The following is a 21,461-nucleotide window of genomic DNA, read 5'->3' as shown; positions in this document are numbered from 1 at the left end:
TTATTTCCTTAAGATGAATGAGCCTTATTTAGTAAGTATAACCGAATTGATTGAAAACTATCTTTGATTGCAAAAGCAATTCGATGACATACAAAATCAGTTATGCTAAAATTGTCCGCGTTCCAGAAAACATCATTTATCTCATATCTCACAGTTGAAGGTATTTTTGTTACATCGAAGCAATATTGAATAAGAAGCGGCGGAAAGTCATTTTTAATGAAAGAGTAACAAAAAATCATCTGTGATAAGTGATTGATAATGCCAGAAATTTTTGTTTAATTTAGCCACTCTATAAACTATGGAACAATAATAAATAACACTTTTTGGATGCATAATGGCGGTTACAATAAAAACTCCTGACGAAATAGAAAAAATGCGTATCGCTGGCAAACTTGCCGCAGAGGTTCTTGAAATGATAGGCCCTCACGTACAAGAAGGTATTACAACTGATGAGCTTAATACCCTATGTCATGACTACATTGTAAATACACAAAAAGCCATTCCAGCCCCTTTAAATTATAATGGTTTTCCAAAATCTATTTGCACTTCCGTGAATCATGTCGTATGTCACGGAATACCTGGGAAAAAAATTTTAAAGGATGGAGACATCATCAATATCGATGTGACTGTCATAAAAAATGACTATCATGGTGATACCAGTAAAATGTTTTTTATTGGCAATCCATCAGTTAAAGCCAAGCACGTCGTCCAGGTAGCCCATGATTGCCTTTTTATTGGAATAGAGATGGTAAAACCAGGCGTTCATTTAGGAGATATAGGCTATGCAATTCAACAACACGCTGAGAAAAGCCGTTGCTCCGTTGTTCGCGACTATTGCGGCCATGGTATAGGTCGTATTTTTCATGAAGATCCCCAAGTATTGCATTATGGAGTGCCTGGAACTGGAATGAGACTAGAACCAGGCATGACTTTTACAATTGAACCAATGATCAATGTTGGAAAACATCATACACGGTTATTACCTGATCATTGGACAGTAGTCACCAAAGATCACAGCCTTTCGGCCCAATGGGAACATACCTTATTGGTAACAGATAACGGTGTAGAAATTTTAACTCTGCGCAATGAAGAACGAAAGTAAGCTTTCTACTACTGCTCATTCCCTCTTATCCGGGATGTCAGTAAATTTAAATCAGCTTAAAAATTCGGTTAAAGAGTTTAAAGAAAAACTTAGGGAAGAGTTTGATTATAAAACAAATGTTACTACAATCATTCGCAAATTGGTCGCCTTTATTGATGAGTTGGTGATCGCCCTTTTCATAAAAAACAAATTGGACCATGATGTTTTTTGTTTACTTGCTTTAGGTGGTTATGGACGCCGGGAGTTGCTGCTTTATTCCGACATTGATTTACTTTTACTCCATACGGATAAAGTTTCAAAAGCACAATTACAACATGCGCAAAATTTCATACAAGACTGTTGGGATGTAGGCTTAAACCTAAGCCATCAAATTACAAGTGTTTCAGATTGCGCAGAATTAGCAAGACAAGATATTACCGTCATCTCTAGTCTTATGGACATGTTTTTATTATGTGGCCGTGGTGCATTGATGGAAGAATTAACTTATCAAACTCATCCTTTGCATATGTGGACCAGTCATGATTATTTTTTAGCAAAACGTCAAGAACAGGAAAAACGTGACGCCAAATATGGTGAAACAGCATACAACCTAGAACCCAATGTTAAATATGGACCGGGAGGATTGCGTGATTTACAGATTTTACTAAGTATAGGTAAACGTCATTTTAATATTAAAAAATTAGCAGATGGTATTAGCTACGGATTTATCACTGATAAAGAATATGAAAATCTAATGTATTGCCAACATTTTCTTTGGCGCGTACGTTTTGCCTTGCATGTATTGGCTGAAAAAGCAGAAGAACGTTTATCTTTTGATTATCAAATTAAATTGGCTCAGTTTTTTGGTTATAAGGATAAACCTCATTCATTAGCCATAGAACAATTTATGAAAGATTACTTTAAGATCATTAAACGTAATAGAGAACTGAATGAAATGTTATTGCAATGGTTTGATGAAACTATTGTGCATGCTCCTAAGCAACAACTGTTCCATTTAGATAATGAATTCCAACTCTGTAATAATTATATTGAAGTAAGAAACTCTCGTATCTTCAGCCAACACCCCCAAGCACTTTTAAAATTGTTTCTTTGGATTGCAAAAAGAACCGATATTGAAGGGATTAGAGCAAATACGATTCGATTAATTAGAGAATCGCTCTATCTTATGAACAAGCGTTTTAAAAGCTCCCAAGAAACAACAGACCTATTTATGAGTATACTTAAAACAGAGAATGATCCTTATAAAGCACTTCATAGAATGAGCCGATATGGTGTTTTAGCTCATTATATTGAATGCTTTGCTATGGTTACTGGACAAATGCAGTATGATCTTTTCCATGTTTATACAGTTGATCAACATACTTTGTTTGTAATTCGTAATCTCTCTCGCTTCAAACAAGAAAAATATGCAAAACAATTCCCTCTTTGCTCTCAAATAATGCCTACCTTGAACAAACCCGAACTTTTATATCTAAGTGCATTATTTCATGATATTGCCAAAGGGAGAGGCGGTGACCACTCGGAGTTGGGAGCCATTGAAGTACTTAATTTTGCGCAAAATCATCATCTTAAGAAAGAGGACTGTGATTTACTTGTCTGGCTTGTACGCAATCATTTAATCATGTCACAAACTGCACAACGACAAGATATTTACGATCCGAATACAATAAAAAACTTTTGTCAACTATTACCTCAACCCTACTATTTAGATTATTTATACTTACTTACCGTAGCGGATATTTGCGGTACTAATCCTACTTTATGGAACTCATGGAAAGATTCTCTGCTTAAAGAGCTATATCATGCAGCAAAACATATGCTTCATAAAGAGCAAGAGTTAATGGATGAATCCATGCTCATCAGAGTGCGAAAGCAAAATGCCTTATCAGCATTAATTGCTGAAGGTGTAGCCTCTAAAACAGTAGAGCAGTTATGGATGCAATTTAAAGATAAGTATTTTTTGCATGAGTCTTCTGAAATCATTGCACGCCACACCAAGGCAATATTGGCTTGCACTCATTTCCCATTAGTCATGATTATGCCTCATCATAGTCAGGGTGGAACTGAAGTATTCATCTATATGCCTCATTGCGATGATCGGTTTGCCATCGCGACAACCGTATTAAATAATCACAACGTTACTATTCAGGAAGCAATGATTCTAACTTGTGATAATCAATACGATTTAGACACCTATATTATATTAGACGAACAAAATCAGGCATTTTTTGATACCCAACGCTCCATCGACATTCAAGAAGCATTATGTATTCATTTAGCTCAAAATAATCAATTGCCCGTTGTAGTAAAAAGAAGATTACCTCGTGCTTTAGCGCATTTTAATGTTAAAACTCAAATTCATTACTACGATGAAATTGCGAATAATCAAACTCGCTTGTTTTTAGTTACGGGGGATAGACCAGGGCTTCTAGCAACAATTGGCAGAGTATTTTCAACACATAAAATTCATTTACATAATGCTAAAATTGTAACTGCTGGAGAACGCGCTGAAGATACGTTTTATATTACAAATCAAAAAAATCAAGCATTAATTCCTGCGGAAAAGGAAGTGCTACGTGAAAAGCTTATTGAGGAGCTTTCCAATGCATATTAAAGCTGCTCAAGTCATTTCTTGATAAAGTTGCGTTAACACTGTGTCAAACGAATCAACACGTATAAAGCCAAGACGAGGGAATTCCATATCAATAATAATATAAACGGTGGTTGCTATAACGAATGCATAGCTTATAAAGTGTAAAATACTGCCGTCATTTTTTTCTCCAATATTATACCCTGCAATTAAAGCCCCAAGCAAAGCAAGTCCTACAAGTAATATAAAAACAATCAATGGTGGATGAACATAAGAATTTTCGTATCGAGTATTAGCAACATCAAACATATTATTTAAACTAGATAGAAGAAGAGAACACCCATACTGTTGCTCTTTAGAGACACATCCTTTTGATGCTAATTCCCATATTTTGCGCTGCATCTCTTGCGTTTTTTCATGAGTTGATCTAAAAATACCAAGATCAGATACGTTTTTATAATCATCGATTTGATAAAATAAATACTCTTTAAGTACTTGGCGTAAGCTTTTTTGTATTTCGGGGTTTACTAAATCTACTCTGAAATATGCCGCTCTAATTGCATTTGCTTCTTGAATGATTACATAGCGTCGATCATCAAATCGTTGATTAGCCGTAGAAAATGTAAAGGCCACGATTAATCCTAGTAAAGTAAAAATTGCCCCCTCTACAATTTGTAAACCCGAGTTAGTACTTATTTTCTTATTTTTAGCATTGCGTTGTGCACCATAAATACCTAAGTACAAAAATAATAAGATACATACGAAAAAAAAGATAAGAAAAAAGAATGCAATCAATTGAAACTTCATAAGAATTTGCTCCAATTCTACATCAGTCTAATCTTGGTGGTAATTTTGAGTCAACAAACACAAGTTCTTATATTATTTAGAGTATAGGCTCATAATTTTAATATTTATACACTATTATATTATTCTCAAATTTTTATTACTGTTTACTGATTAAGCCATCGAGTAAGATATTCTCTTCAATGGGTAGTGTTTAAGTTTACCTTTTTAATATAGATGTCTGCATGGCATTATAAATTTATTACACTTAAAAAAACATCTTCAGAGTAGAGACTCTTTTTATCTAACCTCATTCGCACGCAATTTTTCATTATTTGTTATGTTATAACAATAAAATTTGGTATCAACAGCCATAATAGGAAAATTCTTAGGTAAAAATTCTTTTTCAATTTCGATAAATCCATTTTTTTCATAAAATCGATGTGCCGATAAAAACACTGATCTTGTGCCAAGATAAATTTCTTTGATGTTTTTAACCTTGCTCCATTGAAGCATCACACCAAGCAATTCATTAGCCACTCCCTTTTCTTTTCCTCTGTGATCTTTTGATACAAACATTTTTCTTAAGGCGCCTTGATCATGATCTATATCAATTAGCCCTATTGTTCCTACTATATTATTATCTAGTTTAGCTACCCAAAAGTTTCCTTTGCTTTGTTGATAAAATGATTTGACATTTTCAAGATCTGGCTGATCTTTTCTACCAATTGGTGAGCTAAACTCGTTAATTTGAATATCTAAAATCAGGTTGATCACCTGCTCTTTATATTGATCTTTAAATGGTTCAACAACTAACATAATTTTCTCCTCAGCTTATATTTTTATAACTCGCTGTCGTAGATAACAGATAACCGCCTTAATAACTTTTTATAAAATACTCAGCTTGTTCGGGTAGTCCTCATTTTTTGAAAATGTAACTATGTGGTGATTATGTCCTAATTTTTTTCATTTCTATGGCTCATTTTTTTGATGAGAAAATTATAATCTCCCACGCATTAAATATAGCGTCTATTAGTCGTTATTAGGAGGAAGTATTAAATGAAATTTTTATCAGGACAACTACAAAATTAAAATAAGAACAAATTTGTCGCTAAACCAGTCTGACGTATTCACCAGGACTTACAGTTGATCTTCATCTATTTTTAATCCCCGAAACTTAAATAAATTTTCATGTAACACTTTGAATAATAACTAATATTTAAATTAATTATATTAGTTATAAAAACATCCAATTAGACAGATATTGCGCAAAGTGCGCATAATAACAAAAGCAAAGTGTGAGAATACTCAACAAATATTTTTACATTTTTAGATCAAATCAACGTAAAAGAGGCACTATCATGACTGCAAATTTACAGCATCTATCTAAGACCACAGGGATCAGCGAAACTGTATTAGAAGCTATGCAATTTTTACACCAAAGCAAAAAAATAATAATGTAGTGCCTGAACAGCGAGACTCTATTCAAAAGATGCTTGCTGATTCTATAGGAAATATGGATCTTAATAAAAAAATGGGACTCATTGATAAGTTTGAGTCACGCGTTTCGGGGATTGGGGCGATGACCACCAAAGACATCAAAGCACTCTCCTTTAGGACGCGAAATCTTGAATTAATTGCTCCTAGAATTAATTTACTCTTAAACAACATCAATGATGTAATAGAAAAGGAGAGAAGGCTAGATACGAACCAAAAAATCTCACTTAAAGAATATGGGATGCTTTATGATTTATCCAATTTATACGCTGAGGTCATGTGGGACTTGGATAAAATAGGATTAATTAAGGGTAATGAAAAACTTGAGCAAATCTATACCTATGCTGAAGAAGCTCACGCGATAATTTATTTTCTGGATTCTAAATTTAATCAGCAATTTAGCGCGCCAACAGGATCGGTCGTATTTGATCACACTAAGGATAAATCAGAAATCTATGGAAAAAAATTGAATTTTATGGAACAAGTGGTTGCAAAGGTAACCAAATATGGTCATGCATCAAAAGCAATAACGATAACAGACGCTAACGATAACCACTTGAATGAAATTTCTCATATTAATCCTGGATACAAAGAAGAACAATTCTCTCTTCGTAATTTTTTATATAGTGATGTATACAAAATTAAGCTTGAAAATTTAATTGATAAAGTGAATCAAAAATTACTACAAAATAGTCTAGGTGAAAATTGGTTGCAAATATTAGAGCAAAGATATGGGCAAATAGAACACCAAATACATCACCAAGCCCGTGAAAAGCATGTGCATATAAGCGCCGAAGGTGGGGTGGCAAGATTTGCATCGATAGGAACAAACAAGTTACATGGTGGATATAAAAACTTTATACTTCATGACCATAAAAACTCTGAAATTAGAGACGATATTATGGGAAACAATATTACAGACGAAAATCGTGAACAAAGCAAAGTGCTGTGCTCTGAATTTATAAGTAAAACATTAATTGCAGCCATACAAGAATTAAATGATTGTTTTGTTAAAGAGTTACGTGACATTCATGGAGTTCAAAATGTTCCTGATCGGCTTATAAAATCTCCTATTAGCCAACGAGATAAACTAGAGTTAATGACTCCGGAGCACTTATTTAAGACTTTATCAGAACGTAAAGCGATTGAAAAAGTAGAAACACCATCAGTAATAGATGAATTAATTCATAAAAATAGAGATGTTATTACTCCAAGCGTTACCTCACGCTTTAAAGGACAACTAAAGGCGATGAAAGAAGAAACCAAGATGAGCGAGGAACAAGAAAATTCGATGATTACCTACTCACACTAACCTATTAAATCATATAGGGTTGTTATTAAAAATAAGGAAACAATGATGAAATTTTTTAAATTAGAAAATAAAGATGATGTAAGGCATGTAATTGTTTTAGGAAATAATAATAGTGGTAAAAAATCTTTTCTCTTATTCTATAAAGATGGAGAGTATGCAGCTGATCGAAATATACCACCCTTTAATAATATTTCTTATAGAATGGTAAATGGTCTAGCACATCCTACTTTTATAAGTTTTGACTTAAATAATCCAAATGATAACCTAATTCCATCTTTAGTCTATAAACACAAGAAAGTGGATGCTGTGCTTATTCTTGTTGATCTCTCTTCTTCAACTGCGAAGGCTGATCTGGCGTTTTATACCAAATTTGCAAAAATACATTATAAGGATGTAAATGCCTTATTGGTGGGGACTAAAGCGGATAAACAGCATCAAGAGAATGATATTACCGACCTGATAGTTACTTCTGCAAAAACTGGGACAGGTTTTGCAGAGTTTCATGACCAGTTACTCGATTCCCTTTCATTAAAGCATACGCCTAGCGCAGATTTAAAAACTTCATCAAAAAATTAAAAAAACTTCTTACTCCCTTTTTTATGCACACAATTAACTCATTGTGTGCATAAGTTAACAACCTTATTTTTAATTAGTTTCCTTGTCTTATTTAAGAAATAGAAACAAAAGATAACTTATCGGCAGGCTTTAAAAAACTCGCTTAATAAACTTGCGCACTCAGCTTGCATTATTCCTTCATCGACCTGAACTTTATGATTGAGCGGATAACCTTGTAATAAATTATAAACAGAACCCGCTGCTCCTGATTTAAAATCACGTGTTGCAAAAACCAATCTACTAATGCGCGCATGAATCATAAGTCCTGCACACATAGCACAAGGTTCCAATGTTACATATAGAGTTGTGTCCAACAAGCGGTGATTGTGTAAGCGTTGCGATGCCTGTCTGATAGCATGAATTTCTGCATGGCTTGATGGATCATGACTCTGTTGGATAAGGTTTCTCCCCGCGCCTAATAACTGATTCTCTTTACTCACTAATACCGCGCCTACAGGCACCTCTCCCTCAGTTTGAGCGAGAAGTGCCTGCTCATAGGCCTGACACATCCAGTATTGATCGTTCATTTCATAAAGACAATTTAGATAACTTTAAAAAAACGCAAGTTATAGCCGTGCGCGGTATATGTCATTCCCATTCAATAGTAGCTGGCGGTTTGCCCGAGATATCATAAGTAACACGTGATACACCATCCACTTCATTGATTATACGATTAGATACTTGGCCAAGAAAATCCCAAGGTAGCTGTGCCCAATGTGCGGTCATAAAATCAATTGTTTCGACGGCACGAAGGCAAATGACATAATCATATTTACGACCATCTCCCATTACCCCTACACTTTTAACGGGTAAAAATACTGCGAATGCCTGACTCACTTTATAATAAAGATCGGCTTTTCTCAATTCATCGATGAAAATGGCATCTGCCTTACGTAAAATATCAGCATATTCCTTTTTCACTTCAGCTAATATTCGTACCCCTAAACCAGGGCCTGGAAATGGATGACGATAGATCATATCATGAGGTAAACCCAGTTCAAGACCTATATTACGAACCTCATCTTTAAATAATTCACGTATAGGCTCTAATAATTTCAAATTTAACGTTTCAGGCAACCCGCCGACGTTATGGTGAGATTTAATAACCATTGAAGCACCATTTGTACTTGTTGCGGCAGATTCTATGACATCAGGATAAATAGTTCCTTGAGCGAGCCATGAAACACCAGGAATTTTGTGCGCTTCTTCATCGAATACCTCAATAAAGGTATGACCAATAATTTTTCGTTTTTCTTCAGGACAGGTGACGCCTTTCAATGCATTTAAAAATTTTTCTTCAGCTTTTACAGCAATAATTTGTATTCCCATGTTCTTGCCAAACATATTCATAACCTCATCTGCTTCATGAATACGTAATAAGCCTGTATCTACAAAAACACAAATTAATTGCTTTCCAATTGCTTTGTGTAATAAAGCAGCAACAACTGAAGAATCTACACCCCCAGATAATCCCAGTAAAACTTTCTCTGTTCCTACTTTAGACCTTATTTCACTAACCGTTTCATCGATAATAAGCTCAGAAGTCCAATTGGTCGAAGCGTTACAAATATCCACCACAAACCGATGCAAAAGACGCAATCCTTGTAAAGTATGTGTTACTTCAGGATGAAATTGCACCCCGTACATTTGACGACTTTCATCTGCCATTCCAGCAATAGGAGCATTGCGTGTTTCACAAACAATCTTAAAACCGGGCGGTAATTGCGTTACCTTGTCACCATGACTCATCCAAACATCTAATAACGCACAACCTTCAGAATTGATACGATCTTCGATTTGTGAAAACAATTGGCTGTGGCCATGTAGTTTTAATTCCGCATAACCAAACTCTCTAAGTGAAGAAGATTGAACCTCTCCTCCCAATTGAACGGCCATTGTTTGCATTCCATAGCAAATTCCTAAAATAGGTATCCCAGTAGTAAATAACCATTCAGGCGCACGCGGGTTCATATCATAGGTTACTGTTGCAGGGCCCCCGGATAAAATCACACCACATGGATTTAGTGCAATAAATTTTTCTTGATCCATATTAAAAGGATGAATTTCACAATACACACCTAGTTCACGAACACGTCGTGCAATCAGTTGTGTATATTGAGAACCGAAGTCAAGGATTAGCAAAGGATGCTGTTTTAAATCTTTCATGATTAATTATCCACCTGATAATTTGGTGCTTGTTTTGTAATATTTACGTCATGAACATGCGACTCCCGCATCCCGGCACTCGTCACTTGTACAAACTCAGCTTTAGTATGCAATTGCTCAATGTTTTCACACCCAGTGTAACCCATACAAGAACGCAATCCCCCCAGCAATTGATGGATAATTGCTTGAGTTAATCCTTTATAAGGAACACGTCCTTCAATCCCTTCTGGAACCAATTTTTCAGAGCCTAATGATGCATCCTGAAAATAACGATCGCTTGATCCTTGGGATAACGCCATCGCACCAATGGATCCCATTCCTCTATAACTTTTGTATGTTCTGCCTTGATAGAGTTCTATTTCTCCTGGAGACTCCTCTGTTCCAGCAAACATACTGCCCAACATTACAGTATCTGCCCCTGCTGCAAGCGCTTTACAAACATCGCCAGAAAAACGAATACCTCCATCAGCGATAATCGGAATTTTACCTTTAAGTTCTTGCGCCACATTCGCAATGGCACTAATTTGAGGAACACCTACACCAGTTACAATTCTTGTAGTACAAATAGAACCTGGGCCTATACCTACTTTTACAGCATCTGCGCCGGCAGCATACAAATCTCGAGCAGCAGCGGCAGTAGCAATGTTACCACCAATTACTTGTACATCAGGGAAGAATTTTTTTATCCATTTAACGCGATCGAGTACGCCTTGTGAGTGTCCATGTGCCGTGTCAACAACAAGAACATCAACACCCGCTTCGACTAATGCTTCAATACGCTCATCTGTTCCCTCACCCACACCAACAGCAGCACCAACACGCAATTGCTCTGCTTCATCTTTACATGCATAAGGATTTTCTTTTGCTTTTTGTATGTCTTTTACAGTAATCAATCCTCGTAAGTGAAAAGCATCATTAACCACGAGTAGTTTCTCGATACGATGCTTATGCAATAGACTCAAAACCTCTTCGCGGCTAGCACCTTCTTTAACAGTAACTAGTTTTGTTTTAGGCGTCATAACCTGCTCTACATTCAAAGACAGATTTGTTTCAAAGCGTATGTCTCGGCTGGTTACAATACCTACTAAATCTTCGCCATCGACAACTGGGACACCTGAAAAATTATATTTTTCCATCACATCCAATAACTCTCTAACAGTGATATTGGGAGTAACTGTAATTGGATTTCTAACCATACCACTTTCAAATTTTTTCACTTTTCTAACTTCATCAGCCTGAGCCGCAATTGTCATATTCTTATGAATAATACCAATCCCCCCTTCTTGGGCTAAAGCAATCGCTAAACGGGCTTCAGTTACAGTGTCCATAGCAGCTGAAACAAGAGGGATATTTAGCTCAACACCTCGAGTCAGTTTTGTTTTTAAAGAAACATCTTTAGGAAGTACCAAAGAATGGGCGGGAATAAGAAGAACATCATCAAAAGTTAATGATTGCTGCACAATAGAAAGAGCCATTTTATTCTCATCACTACGGAGTTAAATTAACAGAGTAGTTTACCATAAATAGTAGACAAATTAAACAGATAATTAACAGTAAATAGGCTTATCGGCTGATATTTTGTTATAATTTTAATTGTTTTGCTCTCTAAGTTAAGCAGATTAAAAAATTCAAAAAATACTCACGATTGTAGAATGAGCCTACAAAAATCAGAATCATTTTTTATAAATGATTATTAGAATCCGCCAAGGCAAATCATTAAAAAATGTTTTTCATAGATCCGAATACAGCACTTGAATTACTTATTGATTAACGTGTACACTGTTGGTTAAATATTGTGTTGAATCAAAAAATAGGATGGGTTCAGCGTTGGCTAAGATAATTGTTATTACATCAGGTAAAGGTGGAGTAGGAAAAACTACTTCTTCTGCCGCTATTTCTTCGGGTCTTGCTCTTTTGGGGCACAAAACAGTTGTCATTGATTTTGATATTGGTCTAAGAAATCTAGATATCATTATGGGATGCGAGCGCCGTGTTGTCTATGATTTTGTTAATGTTATCAATGGTGAAGCAAGTCTTAATCAGGCATTAATTAAAGATAAGCGCATTGCAAACCTTTACATTCTTCCTGCATCTCAAACTCGAGATAAAGATGCATTGACTCTTGAAGGCGTTGAAAAAGTACTCAAAGATCTCTCTAAAGATTTTGATTTTATCATTTGCGATTCCCCTGCGGGAATTGAAACTGGTGCATTAATGGCTATGTATTTTGCTGATCATGCAATCGTAGTGACTAATCCAGAAGTTTCTTCTGTACGTGACTCTGATCGTATCTTAGGAATACTTGCCAGCAAAACAAAAAGAGCCATTGAAAATGCAACACCAATACAAGAACATTTATTGTTAACCCGTTATGATCCAGAACGTGTTGAACGTGGCGATATGTTATCAGTTAATGATGTAAAAGAAATATTGGCTATTCCCTTAATTGGTGTCATTCCCGAATCAAAATCAGTGCTTAAAGCTTCAAACACAGGTACCCCAGTAGTGCTTGACGAAACCAGTGATGCCGGCATTGCTTACCAAGACGCAATTGCTCGTTTTCTCGGTGAAGAGAAACCAATGCGTTTTATAAGTAATGATCGTAAGGGATTATTGCGTCGCTTATTCGGTAAAAACAAGGAGGAAGTAACCGTATGAGTATTTTTAATTATTTGCGTAGAAGGAGTGCTACTGCATCCGTTGCTAAAGAACGTTTACAGATAATCATTTCTCATGAACGCTCACAACGACATACACCTGATTACTTACCCAAACTTCAAGAAGAAATTTTGGCGGTAATTGCCAAATACGTTCATGTTACTCGAGATCAGGTCAGTGTAAACCTTGAACGTATGGGTGATAACTCCGTGCTTGAATTAAACATTACTATGCCGGATGATGCCTTAGAAAGCGCATAACAATTAATTTTTTAATTACCACGCAAAATTTGATGACTATTTAAGAAATTCTTGGATTAATCAATCTCATAATTTGGCCGCACGTATATTTTCTAAAATTGTTTTTGGTCCTGAAGTTTTGACACACTTTTGCATCTTCAATTTGCCACCGATTTTGAATTTATTTCGGTCTACCCCCTCACCTGCGCTATGAATTTAAGTGGTATGATGATGCTTTTGGCAGCAGAAGAATTAGTGAGAGGAAATGGACAAATCGATGCTAAGACAAATAACTCGTGATTTAAGGTAAATACGATTCAAAATGATTTGTTAAATGATAGTTTTTATCCTTTTCCCACATTTAGTGGTTATCAAAATTTACATTAGATACGGAATTAATCATACCTTGATTGGACGTTAGATTTGACTTTACGTCCATGATAAAGCTTTAAATAAGAAATGGCTGAACTTTAGCCTCTATTACGGTGAAGCATCAGGCACTTGAGAAGATCCTGGTGGTGTTTGTTTAATGACAGACGATGGGTATTGATTAGAATCTTTAGGCTCAACTTTCTGGAACACATCATTGAAATTTTTTTTATTTTTAGGCTTAACTTTTTGAAATATATCATTGAAATTTTTTTTATCTTTAGGTTCGACTACTTGAAATACATCATTGAAATTTTTTTTATCTTTAGGTTCATTTTTTTGAAATACATCATCGAAATTTTTTTTATCTTTAGGTTCATCCTTTTGAAATACATCGTTGATAGTTAAAGGTTGATTCGATGATACATCCGACCAATGAGTTTTTGGGGAGGGTAGATAACTTAGCCCTCCATTAATCGAAGTAAGCCTTACTGTTTGATAGAAAGATGCTGCAAAGGTCATGGTAGAGATGAAACATGCGAAACCTCCCAGGAGAGAAGTCCACATCATATTATATTTTATGGTTCCAAATTCCATACGCTACTCCAGAAACAAAATGAGCCTAGCCCCTTCTCTATCTTATCTATTAATTATAGCTAAAAATCAAAACTCTTCTCCGTCACGAAGTCGGCGACTTAACAACTCATCTATTTTAAATGGCTTCTCAACCAACTAAAGTTTTTCAATAAAAAGATAATGTATTGATGTTAAGAGAGATTGCACTTAGTTTTTAGCCATCCGCTGTTCCCCCAGTAAAACTGTATTTTATTCGACCCGACCTCATTTTTATATTGAAAAGGATACTTTCGTCTCCTCACCACTGGCTTATTACAGCTAGTTATATCCGATAAACAATAGAAATGCATCGCTTAGATTCCCTTAATTACCAATTGATAGAATAAAAAATGAGCAACATAAATCACTGTTATTTAAATAATAGTTTGGGGGTATAAAATGAAAATTGTAGTTTTTAGTAGCTTCTGCAATAATTTTGGCGATCTAGCGTTTGGTAAAAAAATTGGATTAAAACTAAGGGATAAATATCCAGAGACAGAAATTTCTCTAGTGACAGATTCTAAAGAAAGTCTTAAAGGAAGACAAGCCAAAGACCATCTTGAAAAAATCAATAAAGATTCAGAGTTTCCTCTAGTACCAATTGATGATTATCAACAAAATTATCGATACGATGTTCCTGCTGATTTAATCATCATAGGCCCTGTTTTAAATTTTAAGGTAGATTTAGTGATTAATGTTTTAATCAACAATAATCCTAAGGTACCTATTGTATTGATGACTGAATATAATTTTCCTGATTGGGTCATGAGGGATTTAATAGATGGAATAATACAACAAGAGGGATTTTCCGGTTCGATTCTTTGTTTACCGACGGGTATCAATAACCCTGGCGGCATTTTTATTGAAAACTCACTTGTTGATTGTGATTTAAAGAAGGACAAAACGCGACAAAATATTTTTAATAGAATGCCCCTGTCAAGTGAAATTATACTAGGAAAATCAAGCAGTTACGACTACATAAATAACACAAATATTGCTGTTAATTACAGTCATAATAATGCTCGTCGATTTTTAATAGTGCATAGTTTAACAGCAATTCCTGTTACAAATGTCGATGTAATTAATCTGGGCGATAAAAATCAAATTGACAAAGTAGTATTAAAAGAACAATCAGATATGCTATTGCAGAAAGGTTTTTCTAAGGTCATTTATGCGTCTGTAGAAAATGGCTCAGAACTTATTGCCGAAACCAATAATAATGGCCCCATTTACCGAGTGGTCCATACAGGCATGGTTTCAGCTGATGAATCGCTTGCGCTACGTCAATTATGTGGTGATTTTGGAGGCGCAACGGGGGATCAGTCCTATAGTGAAGCGATTTCAAAGAGTTCTATTGTTGTGTATGAATGTCAAACGTGGAAAAACGATTTTTTAATGGAGATGATTTCACTAGGGAACGATATTGATGCGAGTGGCAAATTAGGGGAAACAATTAGATTGCTAGGCACTGCTAATAGTGAAAAAGAATATGCAACGCTATCCTCCAATCTGATTGACGAAAATATATTAAAGGGGTTGCACGATTTTCGCTTCACCATTTTACAGAACCACAACTTATCGATAAACCTTCATAGATACTTAGATTATTTTTGGGAGAAAGATATAAAAAGGAAATTGATTGATCAGCTAAGTGATTTCTCTTATCAAATTAAATTAGAATCAAAGAATGAGTATAGTGATGTTACTGTGACTTTAAACGATCTTATCGGTAGGGTATATGACAGCCTCAAAAATGAACAGCCTTTATCCGAGGTAATACAACGTTGGAAAGTTGATAATACTCATGATCTTGGAAGGAGCAATTATGAAGTATTATTCCATAATAAAAATAAAATTTCTTATCAAATCAAATGCGCGATCGACAATTATTTTTCTAAAAGCCAAATAATAGATAAAACGAACATCGAGGAAAATTTTTACGTTGATATGAAACAAAGTATAACTTTTCCTGATTACCATAAAAATCAACCACAAACTCAGATAACTAGAGAGTCAGCAAAAGAGTATCTTAATGTAATTCTAAAATTCGTTAATGATCTAGAGAATCATTTACATCAAAACAATCCTCAAACCAACCCAAGCAAAAAGCTCCTGCAACTATACAATGGATTAAAACACGAGATCAGTAATACCCTAATTGCATTAACCAATGAAAAGGCAATGAATCCAAGTATTTTCAATTTTATTGTCTCAGAATTTAAAAACAAAATTACTGTAAAGCTAAATAACTTTCAGGCTCATTCTATCCATTTATTACCGAGCAACAGTTTGAATACATTTGATTTACTTAAATTTACAATCCAAAGCCCTATAAATGAAGGTATTTCAAATTCCAATAGTGGGATCCAAAAATTAATAAACTCTAGGATTATTAAAAATGCTGCTGTATCTAGTGAAGAGATTGACGTATTTACTAATTCAGCGTTCCCTAAACGAGTAAGCATAGAAAAAGCTACTCAAAATATAGAGAACAAAGAGCAAGCTACAGCAGCCATGGGACTTTATCATAAACAACAATCAATGCGGGGTACTATCAAAGAGATTCGTAAGTCAAATGACCCTATATCATTAAATAATTTAAAATTTACATAAAGAACATAAATAGCGAAACTTTATGGATATCCTAATTAAGATTCTCGAGCTCATTAAAAAAATGATGCTATTGTAATGAAAAGGTAAGCACTCAATGTCGTTAAAAGTTACATTCAACGAACATTAAAAAGAACGAGGTTAACGGTATTATCTACTATGAGAGATTTCTTATTAAGTTGATTAAAGATTACCACTTCTATCAACTGGAAACTCTCATCTTTTCATGTCATGCGTCTGATTAAATCAAAAAAATACGCATTGTTTTATCCTAGGGACATTATTTAATGTAATCAGAATCAATTATGAACTTTTGATAGCGAATTGTTTCCATCCGGAAGATGCATTGATAAATTGTTGTAAATACCCTATCAGTAGCCTAAGCATTCGTTCTTCTTTGCGTTTCATTAAAAAATATACATGAAAGTCGATATACAAATCACTGCCTTCAACCTTAATAGGCGATAAGCCGGGCGTCAATAAACGTTCATAAATCACTGACCACCCCAATCCTTGTTGGGTCATGGCGATATTATTATAGATAGTATTGGCTTCAGATATCACCCTTAGGTTCAAATTATTACTCCATAGAAGCTCGTCAATTTTCTGGCGTATTGCTATTTCTTTTTCCATCACAACAGCATCATAGAGAGCTAGTTCCTCCAGTGTTACATTTTCTTTATGGTGGAGAGGATGATCATCAGCAGCAACAATTATAAGTTTTTCTCTCCACAATGGAGTTGAAGCTACCGTTTTTGGAAAACTAAAGCACAAAGGAGAAATAATCACATCAAAATTACCGCTAAATAATCCATCGGCAACATCTCGTTCATGAATTAATTTCACATTCATGAGCAAATTAGTATTAAGAGAACTTATATATTTTTGAATCTCAGGAAGTACCGATTGTGCGATATAAACTGAAGCACCAATATTGCTAAGCAAACGTGAATGGTCATCTTTTCCTGCCAGTTGAAACATTAATCCCTCATAGGTATGCAGTAATTGCCTAATATAAGGAATACTTAGCTTACCTTTGTCAGTTAATTCCGTTCTCATGCCTGATTTTTTGAATAACTGTACTCCAAGCTCTGCCTCCAACTTTTGTATGCGCTTGGTGATTGCAGGCTGAGTAACATTCATTTTTTTAGATGCCAAAGAAATGGAGTGATATTCAACAACAGCAAGAAATGATTTTAATTCAACGATATTCATTTTTATCCGATATATATGTTTTGCTGATTAATTACAGCATCCTTGTTTGTATCGTACAGCCACTTGATCAACTTTTCAACATGATGGATCTATAACATTTTCATGAATTAATGAGCAGCCTTCTGCGGCATACATCTTGAATTAAGCCCGAAAAATAAATTAGATCATTATATCCTTCATTCGCTTTGTTTCATATTTTTCGTGGGGATATATCAGTTATCATAGCAATAATATCTTGTCTGAAATGTTGAGGTTAAGATGTGTCAGAGTACCAACACACCTTAGAAAAGCCTGCAAAATTTTTTTCACCATTTAAGTAAACTGGCAAAAAAATGGGCTAAATAACTTCTGACTCCATGCCATCCTTAATTTTTTTGCTTTGTACCGGTTTTGTTGACATAGGACGACGCAGATCCTCATCATTGAAATCATCTACCTTGATTACTTCTTGACGAGCCAATTCAGCTTCTTTTAATTGGTTTGCTTCTTTTTCGCTGAGTACCCCACAAGCCAAAGCCTCATCGATTTGTTCAAGCAAAGTAAGAGACTTTAAAACATTTTCTTTTACTGCTCGCATTACCTTTCTTTCTAACTCTTCTGCAGCACAAATTTTAAGGAATGCTTCTTCCGTACGACCTAAGGGACAATTCTCCCCAGCTTTTTTATAAACTAACCGGGTTAAACGTGCTCGAGTTTCATTAGGTTCAATTAAAAGGCGTGCTAACTGATGTCCCAATTGATCATCTGGTTTATTTCTACGATTACCTAATGGCTTGATAATCAAGCGTAAGATAATTCTAGCCCAACGCGCAGGAAAATTAACGATCACTCCCTGCATTGCTGTCTCACAGTCATACAATAATTGCTGACAACTCCATTCAACCAAAGGAAAATCAGCTTTTGGCTCTCCATCCTCATGAAAGCGTTTCAAAACAGCCGAAGCTAGATACAAATTACTCAGCATATCCCCAAGCCGTGAAGATAATTTTTCTTTACGCTTTAAAGCCCCCCCCAAGACAGTCATTGAAAAATCGGCAAGAAATGCCAAATGAGTACTGTATCTATGGACTAATTGATAATATCGTTTTGCGCTACTTGCAGGTGCTTTGGATAAATAAGCATCCGTCCAAGCAAAAATAATGGACTTAGTCAAATTAGCCAGGAAGAAACCTGCATGTGCAAAAAAAGCCTGATCAAAATCCACGAGATTATTATTTCGGATACTCTCTAGCTCATGATACACATAAGGATGACAACGTATCGCACCTTGACCAAAAATAATTAAGCTTCGGGTTAATATATTTGCACCTTCAACAGTAATTCCGATAGGAGATCCTTGGTAACCTCGGCCTAAATAATTATTAGGACCAAGACAAATTCCTTTGCCGCCATGAATGTCCATAGCATCGAATGCAATTTGTCTTGCACGTTCAGTTGTATGATATTTTAGGATAGCCCCAGCAACAGAGGGCTTTGCTCCATGATCAATAGCCGCAGCAGCCATTGTTAAAGCAGCATCAATAATATAAGTATTCGCAGCAATACGTGCTAAAGGTTCTTCAATTCCTTCAAATTTCCCTATAGGTTGATTGAATTGTTTTCGTATGCGTGCATATGCTCCTGAGACCAAAGCTACTGCCTGGGCACCTCCATTAGCACTTGAGGGCAAAGAAATTGCTCTGCCAGCACTTAAACACTCCATAAGCATACGCCACCCACATCCTGCCATATCAGCGCCACCAATTAGATAATCCATAGGTATAAATACATCTTTACCTTGAGTTGGCCCATTTAAAAATCCGGTATTTAATGGGAAGTGCCGGCGTCCTTTAGTAATTCCAGGTGTATTGGCTGGTATTAATGCACAACTAATACCCACATCTTCGCCGCGACCTAATAAATTCTCAGGATCGAATAATCGAAATGCCAGACCGATTACTGTAGCTACTGGGCATAAAGTAATATAGCGCTTGTCCCAATTTAAGCGTATTCCTAATATTTTTTGGCCATTAATTTCTTGATGGCAGACAATTCCTTTATCTGGAATCGACGCAGCATCTGAGCCTGCATTAGGGCCAGTCAGTGCAAAACATGGAATTTCTCGTCCATCCGCCAAACGTGGCAAATAATAGTTTTTTTGTTCGTCGGTTCCATATTTCAGTAACAGCTCACCTGGTCCCAGTGAGTTGGGAACAGAAATAGTTGTTGCTGCAGTGATGGAACGTCCATAGATTTTTACTAAAACTGACATTTGAGCTGTGGCAGAAAATTCAAGACCACCATAACTCTTAGGGATGATCATACCTAAGAAACGATTTTCTTTAATAAATTGCCAAATTTCAGAAGGTAAATCGGTAAGATTGTGAGTTATATTCCAATCATCAATCATGGAACATAAAGTATTCACAGGCCCGTCAAGAAATGCTTGTTCCTCAGCGGTTAAATGCACAACTGGAGCATTTCTAAGTGCGGAAAAATCAGGAGCACCACTAAATAAATCACCTTCCCAACTCACTGTCCCTGCTTCTAGAGCTTCCCTTTCTGTGACAGACATAGAAGGCATTGCTTTACTAACCGCTCTTAAAAAGTACTTAGACAATAATTCTCTTCTTAAAGGCTTTATAGAACTGATAATTAAAATGAGTTCAATAATAACAAGGGTCATTTTAGTGAATAAACCGGGAGAACCATAGGAAAAAATAAGTGCACTAAATAAAGCAAAGCTAATAGCCCAAACCGAAATGGCTGCCTGTCTCGTGAGTAAAATTCCTGCTGCTCCAACGATTATGAGCACTAAAATAGCATGTAGCACAGTATTCTCCTTAATTAATGAAACGTTTGATATAAAAATGACGCCCAGTTATATCAAACTGATCTTATTTGGTACATGTAAAGGTCTATTGAAACAAGAGACAATTTTTATAATTTGCTTTGCCGCCAATTCAGGATGCTCCATAGGAAATAAATGGGTTCCTTGAATCCGATGGTTGATTACATTGAAATATTTTTTCATGTAACGTATATCCATTTTACCAACCACAGTACTTTTGTCACCATAAATTAATGCTGTTGGAATGAAAAGCTTACCTTCAAAATTAGGAATGACATGAGGGATCGTACGATAAATTTGATATTCAATATGTCTGTCGAAGCGTAAATAATAGCCATCGTCCATATGTTCTAGTCCATAACTAATATAATCATTTAAACACTCATCAGTAAATGTTTTAAATAAATCTCTTGTTTTCAAATAGCTAATTAATTGCTCCTTATCTTTCCAATACATCCGGCGTCCTCGTGTCCTTTGTGCTGGTGTTATCCTATCAATAATCCCCAAAGTTTTTGCAAGACGAACCATACTTGATTTAAAAGTACCAAGTAATGGCGAGTCTAACATAATTACCGCTTTAAATAATTCGGGTTGTTCTATTGCGGCTAATAAACTTAAAACACCCCCTAAAGAATGACCAACTGCAATAACAGGGCGAGTTGCCTGGTCTTTTACGCTATCAATAACTTCCAACACCAGATTGTGCCAATTTTCACCCACTGGAAATAACGGATTGTGTCCAATCCTATCTATATAACAGTAATCAAATTGAGTCTCTAGGCAATCCAGCATTTGTTTATAGCACAAAGCTGGGAAGCCATTTCCATGAGCAAAATGAATCAATTCTTTCATAAAGTCAC

16 protein-coding genes are annotated in these 21,461 nt (G+C 35.5%); 7 read left to right on the top strand and 9 right to left on the bottom strand.

Annotation, left to right across the window (positions count from 1 at the left end; genetic code table 11):
* The first annotated feature begins 334 nt into the window (after positions 1 to 334).
* Together map and glnD are read left to right on the top strand one after the other, a co-directional pair.
* Complete coding sequence (gene map, locus EL220_RS07175; protein WP_027270120.1) at positions 335 to 1,102, top strand: type I methionyl aminopeptidase; 768 nt, start codon at positions 335 to 337, stop codon at positions 1,100 to 1,102.
* A 34-nt stretch (positions 1,103 to 1,136) separates the two neighbouring features.
* A complete protein-coding gene (glnD, locus tag EL220_RS07170) occupies positions 1,137 to 3,716 on the top strand; it encodes a [protein-PII] uridylyltransferase (protein WP_027270121.1) in 2,580 nt (859 codons plus the stop codon).
* Positions 3,717 to 3,722: 6 nt separating this feature from the next.
* Here glnD and EL220_RS07165 read toward each other — a convergent pair whose 3' ends face one another.
* The gene (locus EL220_RS07165) at positions 3,723 to 4,499 is read right to left on the bottom strand and encodes a bestrophin-like domain (RefSeq protein WP_027270122.1); all 777 of its coding nucleotides are present in this window, start codon (positions 4,497 to 4,499) and stop codon (positions 3,723 to 3,725) included.
* 276 nt (positions 4,500 to 4,775) lie between these two features.
* Complete coding sequence (locus EL220_RS07160; protein WP_051544709.1) at positions 4,776 to 5,294, bottom strand: GNAT family N-acetyltransferase; 519 nt, start codon at positions 5,292 to 5,294, stop codon at positions 4,776 to 4,778.
* 643 nt (positions 5,295 to 5,937) lie between these two features.
* Between EL220_RS07160 and EL220_RS07155 the strand changes: the two genes are divergently transcribed.
* A complete protein-coding gene (locus tag EL220_RS07155) occupies positions 5,938 to 7,284 on the top strand; it encodes a hypothetical protein (protein WP_232002681.1) in 1,347 nt (448 codons plus the stop codon).
* Positions 7,285 to 7,326: 42 nt separating this feature from the next.
* Positions 7,327 to 7,860, top strand: coding sequence for a hypothetical protein (locus tag EL220_RS07150; protein ID WP_232002680.1), 534 nt, complete (start codon positions 7,327 to 7,329; stop codon positions 7,858 to 7,860).
* A gap of 116 nt (positions 7,861 to 7,976) precedes the next feature.
* Here EL220_RS07150 and tadA read toward each other — a convergent pair whose 3' ends face one another.
* From tadA to guaB, 3 genes are all read right to left on the bottom strand, one after another.
* On the bottom strand, positions 7,977 to 8,426 hold the full coding sequence (tadA, locus tag EL220_RS07145; RefSeq protein WP_027270125.1) for a tRNA adenosine(34) deaminase TadA: 450 nt from the start codon (positions 8,424 to 8,426) through the stop codon (positions 7,977 to 7,979).
* Between the two features lie 61 nt (positions 8,427 to 8,487).
* Entirely contained in the window at positions 8,488 to 10,065 is a 1,578-nt protein-coding gene (gene guaA, locus EL220_RS07140; RefSeq protein WP_027270126.1) for a glutamine-hydrolyzing GMP synthase, read from the bottom strand.
* Between the two features lie 2 nt (positions 10,066 to 10,067).
* The gene (gene guaB, locus EL220_RS07135; protein WP_027270127.1) at positions 10,068 to 11,540 is read right to left on the bottom strand and encodes an IMP dehydrogenase; all 1,473 of its coding nucleotides are present in this window, start codon (positions 11,538 to 11,540) and stop codon (positions 10,068 to 10,070) included.
* 352 nt (positions 11,541 to 11,892) lie between these two features.
* Between guaB and minD the strand changes: the two genes are divergently transcribed.
* Positions 11,893 to 12,723, top strand: a complete 831-nt coding sequence (gene minD / locus EL220_RS07130; protein ID WP_027270128.1) for a septum site-determining protein MinD — start codon at positions 11,893 to 11,895, stop codon at positions 12,721 to 12,723.
* Positions 12,720 to 12,983 carry a cell division topological specificity factor MinE gene (gene minE, locus EL220_RS07125; RefSeq protein WP_003636261.1) on the top strand — a complete coding sequence of 88 codons (264 nt, stop codon included), beginning with the start codon at positions 12,720 to 12,722 and terminating at the stop codon, positions 12,981 to 12,983. The genes minD and minE overlap by 4 nt, the downstream gene beginning before the upstream one ends.
* Positions 12,984 to 13,442: 459 nt before the next feature.
* On the opposite strand, the gene EL220_RS07120 is transcribed toward minE, so the two are convergent.
* On the bottom strand, positions 13,443 to 13,928 hold the full coding sequence (locus EL220_RS07120; RefSeq protein WP_027270129.1) for a hypothetical protein: 486 nt from the start codon (positions 13,926 to 13,928) through the stop codon (positions 13,443 to 13,445).
* A 417-nt stretch (positions 13,929 to 14,345) separates the two neighbouring features.
* Between EL220_RS07120 and EL220_RS07115 the strand changes: the two genes are divergently transcribed.
* Positions 14,346 to 16,559, top strand: coding sequence for a hypothetical protein (locus EL220_RS07115; protein ID WP_232002679.1), 2,214 nt, complete (start codon positions 14,346 to 14,348; stop codon positions 16,557 to 16,559).
* 300 nt (positions 16,560 to 16,859) lie between these two features.
* On the opposite strand, the gene EL220_RS07110 is transcribed toward EL220_RS07115, so the two are convergent.
* From EL220_RS07110 to EL220_RS07100, 3 genes are all read right to left on the bottom strand, one after another.
* Complete coding sequence (locus EL220_RS07110; RefSeq protein WP_027270130.1) at positions 16,860 to 17,771, bottom strand: LysR family transcriptional regulator; 912 nt, start codon at positions 17,769 to 17,771, stop codon at positions 16,860 to 16,862.
* Between the two features lie 337 nt (positions 17,772 to 18,108).
* Positions 18,109 to 20,583, bottom strand: coding sequence for an acyl-CoA dehydrogenase (locus EL220_RS07105; protein WP_027270131.1), 2,475 nt, complete (start codon positions 20,581 to 20,583; stop codon positions 18,109 to 18,111).
* Between the two features lie 48 nt (positions 20,584 to 20,631).
* Positions 20,632 to 21,453 carry an alpha/beta fold hydrolase gene (locus tag EL220_RS07100; protein ID WP_027270132.1) on the bottom strand — a complete coding sequence of 274 codons (822 nt, stop codon included), beginning with the start codon at positions 21,451 to 21,453 and terminating at the stop codon, positions 20,632 to 20,634.
* Positions 21,454 to 21,461: the final 8 nt, after the last annotated feature.

This window comes from Legionella sainthelensi (assembly GCF_900637685.1).
Taxonomy (GTDB): domain Bacteria; phylum Pseudomonadota; class Gammaproteobacteria; order Legionellales; family Legionellaceae; genus Legionella; species Legionella sainthelensi.
The sequence above is the reverse complement of the archived record's forward strand: the minus strand, read 5'-3'. Positions and strand labels throughout refer to the sequence as shown.

What these genes read in the sequence shown, in the direction of transcription:
- glnD (WP_027270121.1), top strand. Translation starts at nt 1,137, where the DNA reads ATGTCAGTAAATTTAAATCAGCTTAAAAATTCGGTTAAAGAGTTTAAA.
- EL220_RS07120 (WP_027270129.1), bottom strand. Translation starts at nt 13,928, where the DNA reads ATGGAATTTGGAACCATAAAATATAATATGATGTGGACTTCTCTCCTG.
- EL220_RS07110 (WP_027270130.1), bottom strand. Translation starts at nt 17,771, where the DNA reads ATGAATATCGTTGAATTAAAATCATTTCTTGCTGTTGTTGAATATCAC.
- tadA (WP_027270125.1), bottom strand. Translation starts at nt 8,426, where the DNA reads ATGAACGATCAATACTGGATGTGTCAGGCCTATGAGCAGGCACTTCTC.
- minE (WP_003636261.1), top strand. Translation starts at nt 12,720, where the DNA reads ATGAGTATTTTTAATTATTTGCGTAGAAGGAGTGCTACTGCATCCGTT.
- map (WP_027270120.1), top strand. Translation starts at nt 335, where the DNA reads ATGGCGGTTACAATAAAAACTCCTGACGAAATAGAAAAAATGCGTATC.
- EL220_RS07160 (WP_051544709.1), bottom strand. Translation starts at nt 5,294, where the DNA reads ATGTTAGTTGTTGAACCATTTAAAGATCAATATAAAGAGCAGGTGATC.
- EL220_RS07165 (WP_027270122.1), bottom strand. Translation starts at nt 4,499, where the DNA reads ATGAAGTTTCAATTGATTGCATTCTTTTTTCTTATCTTTTTTTTCGTA.
- EL220_RS07115 (WP_232002679.1), top strand. Translation starts at nt 14,346, where the DNA reads ATGAAAATTGTAGTTTTTAGTAGCTTCTGCAATAATTTTGGCGATCTA.
- guaB (WP_027270127.1), bottom strand. Translation starts at nt 11,540, where the DNA reads ATGGCTCTTTCTATTGTGCAGCAATCATTAACTTTTGATGATGTTCTT.
- EL220_RS07150 (WP_232002680.1), top strand. Translation starts at nt 7,327, where the DNA reads ATGATGAAATTTTTTAAATTAGAAAATAAAGATGATGTAAGGCATGTA.
- guaA (WP_027270126.1), bottom strand. Translation starts at nt 10,065, where the DNA reads ATGAAAGATTTAAAACAGCATCCTTTGCTAATCCTTGACTTCGGTTCT.
- EL220_RS07100 (WP_027270132.1), bottom strand. Translation starts at nt 21,453, where the DNA reads ATGAAAGAATTGATTCATTTTGCTCATGGAAATGGCTTCCCAGCTTTG.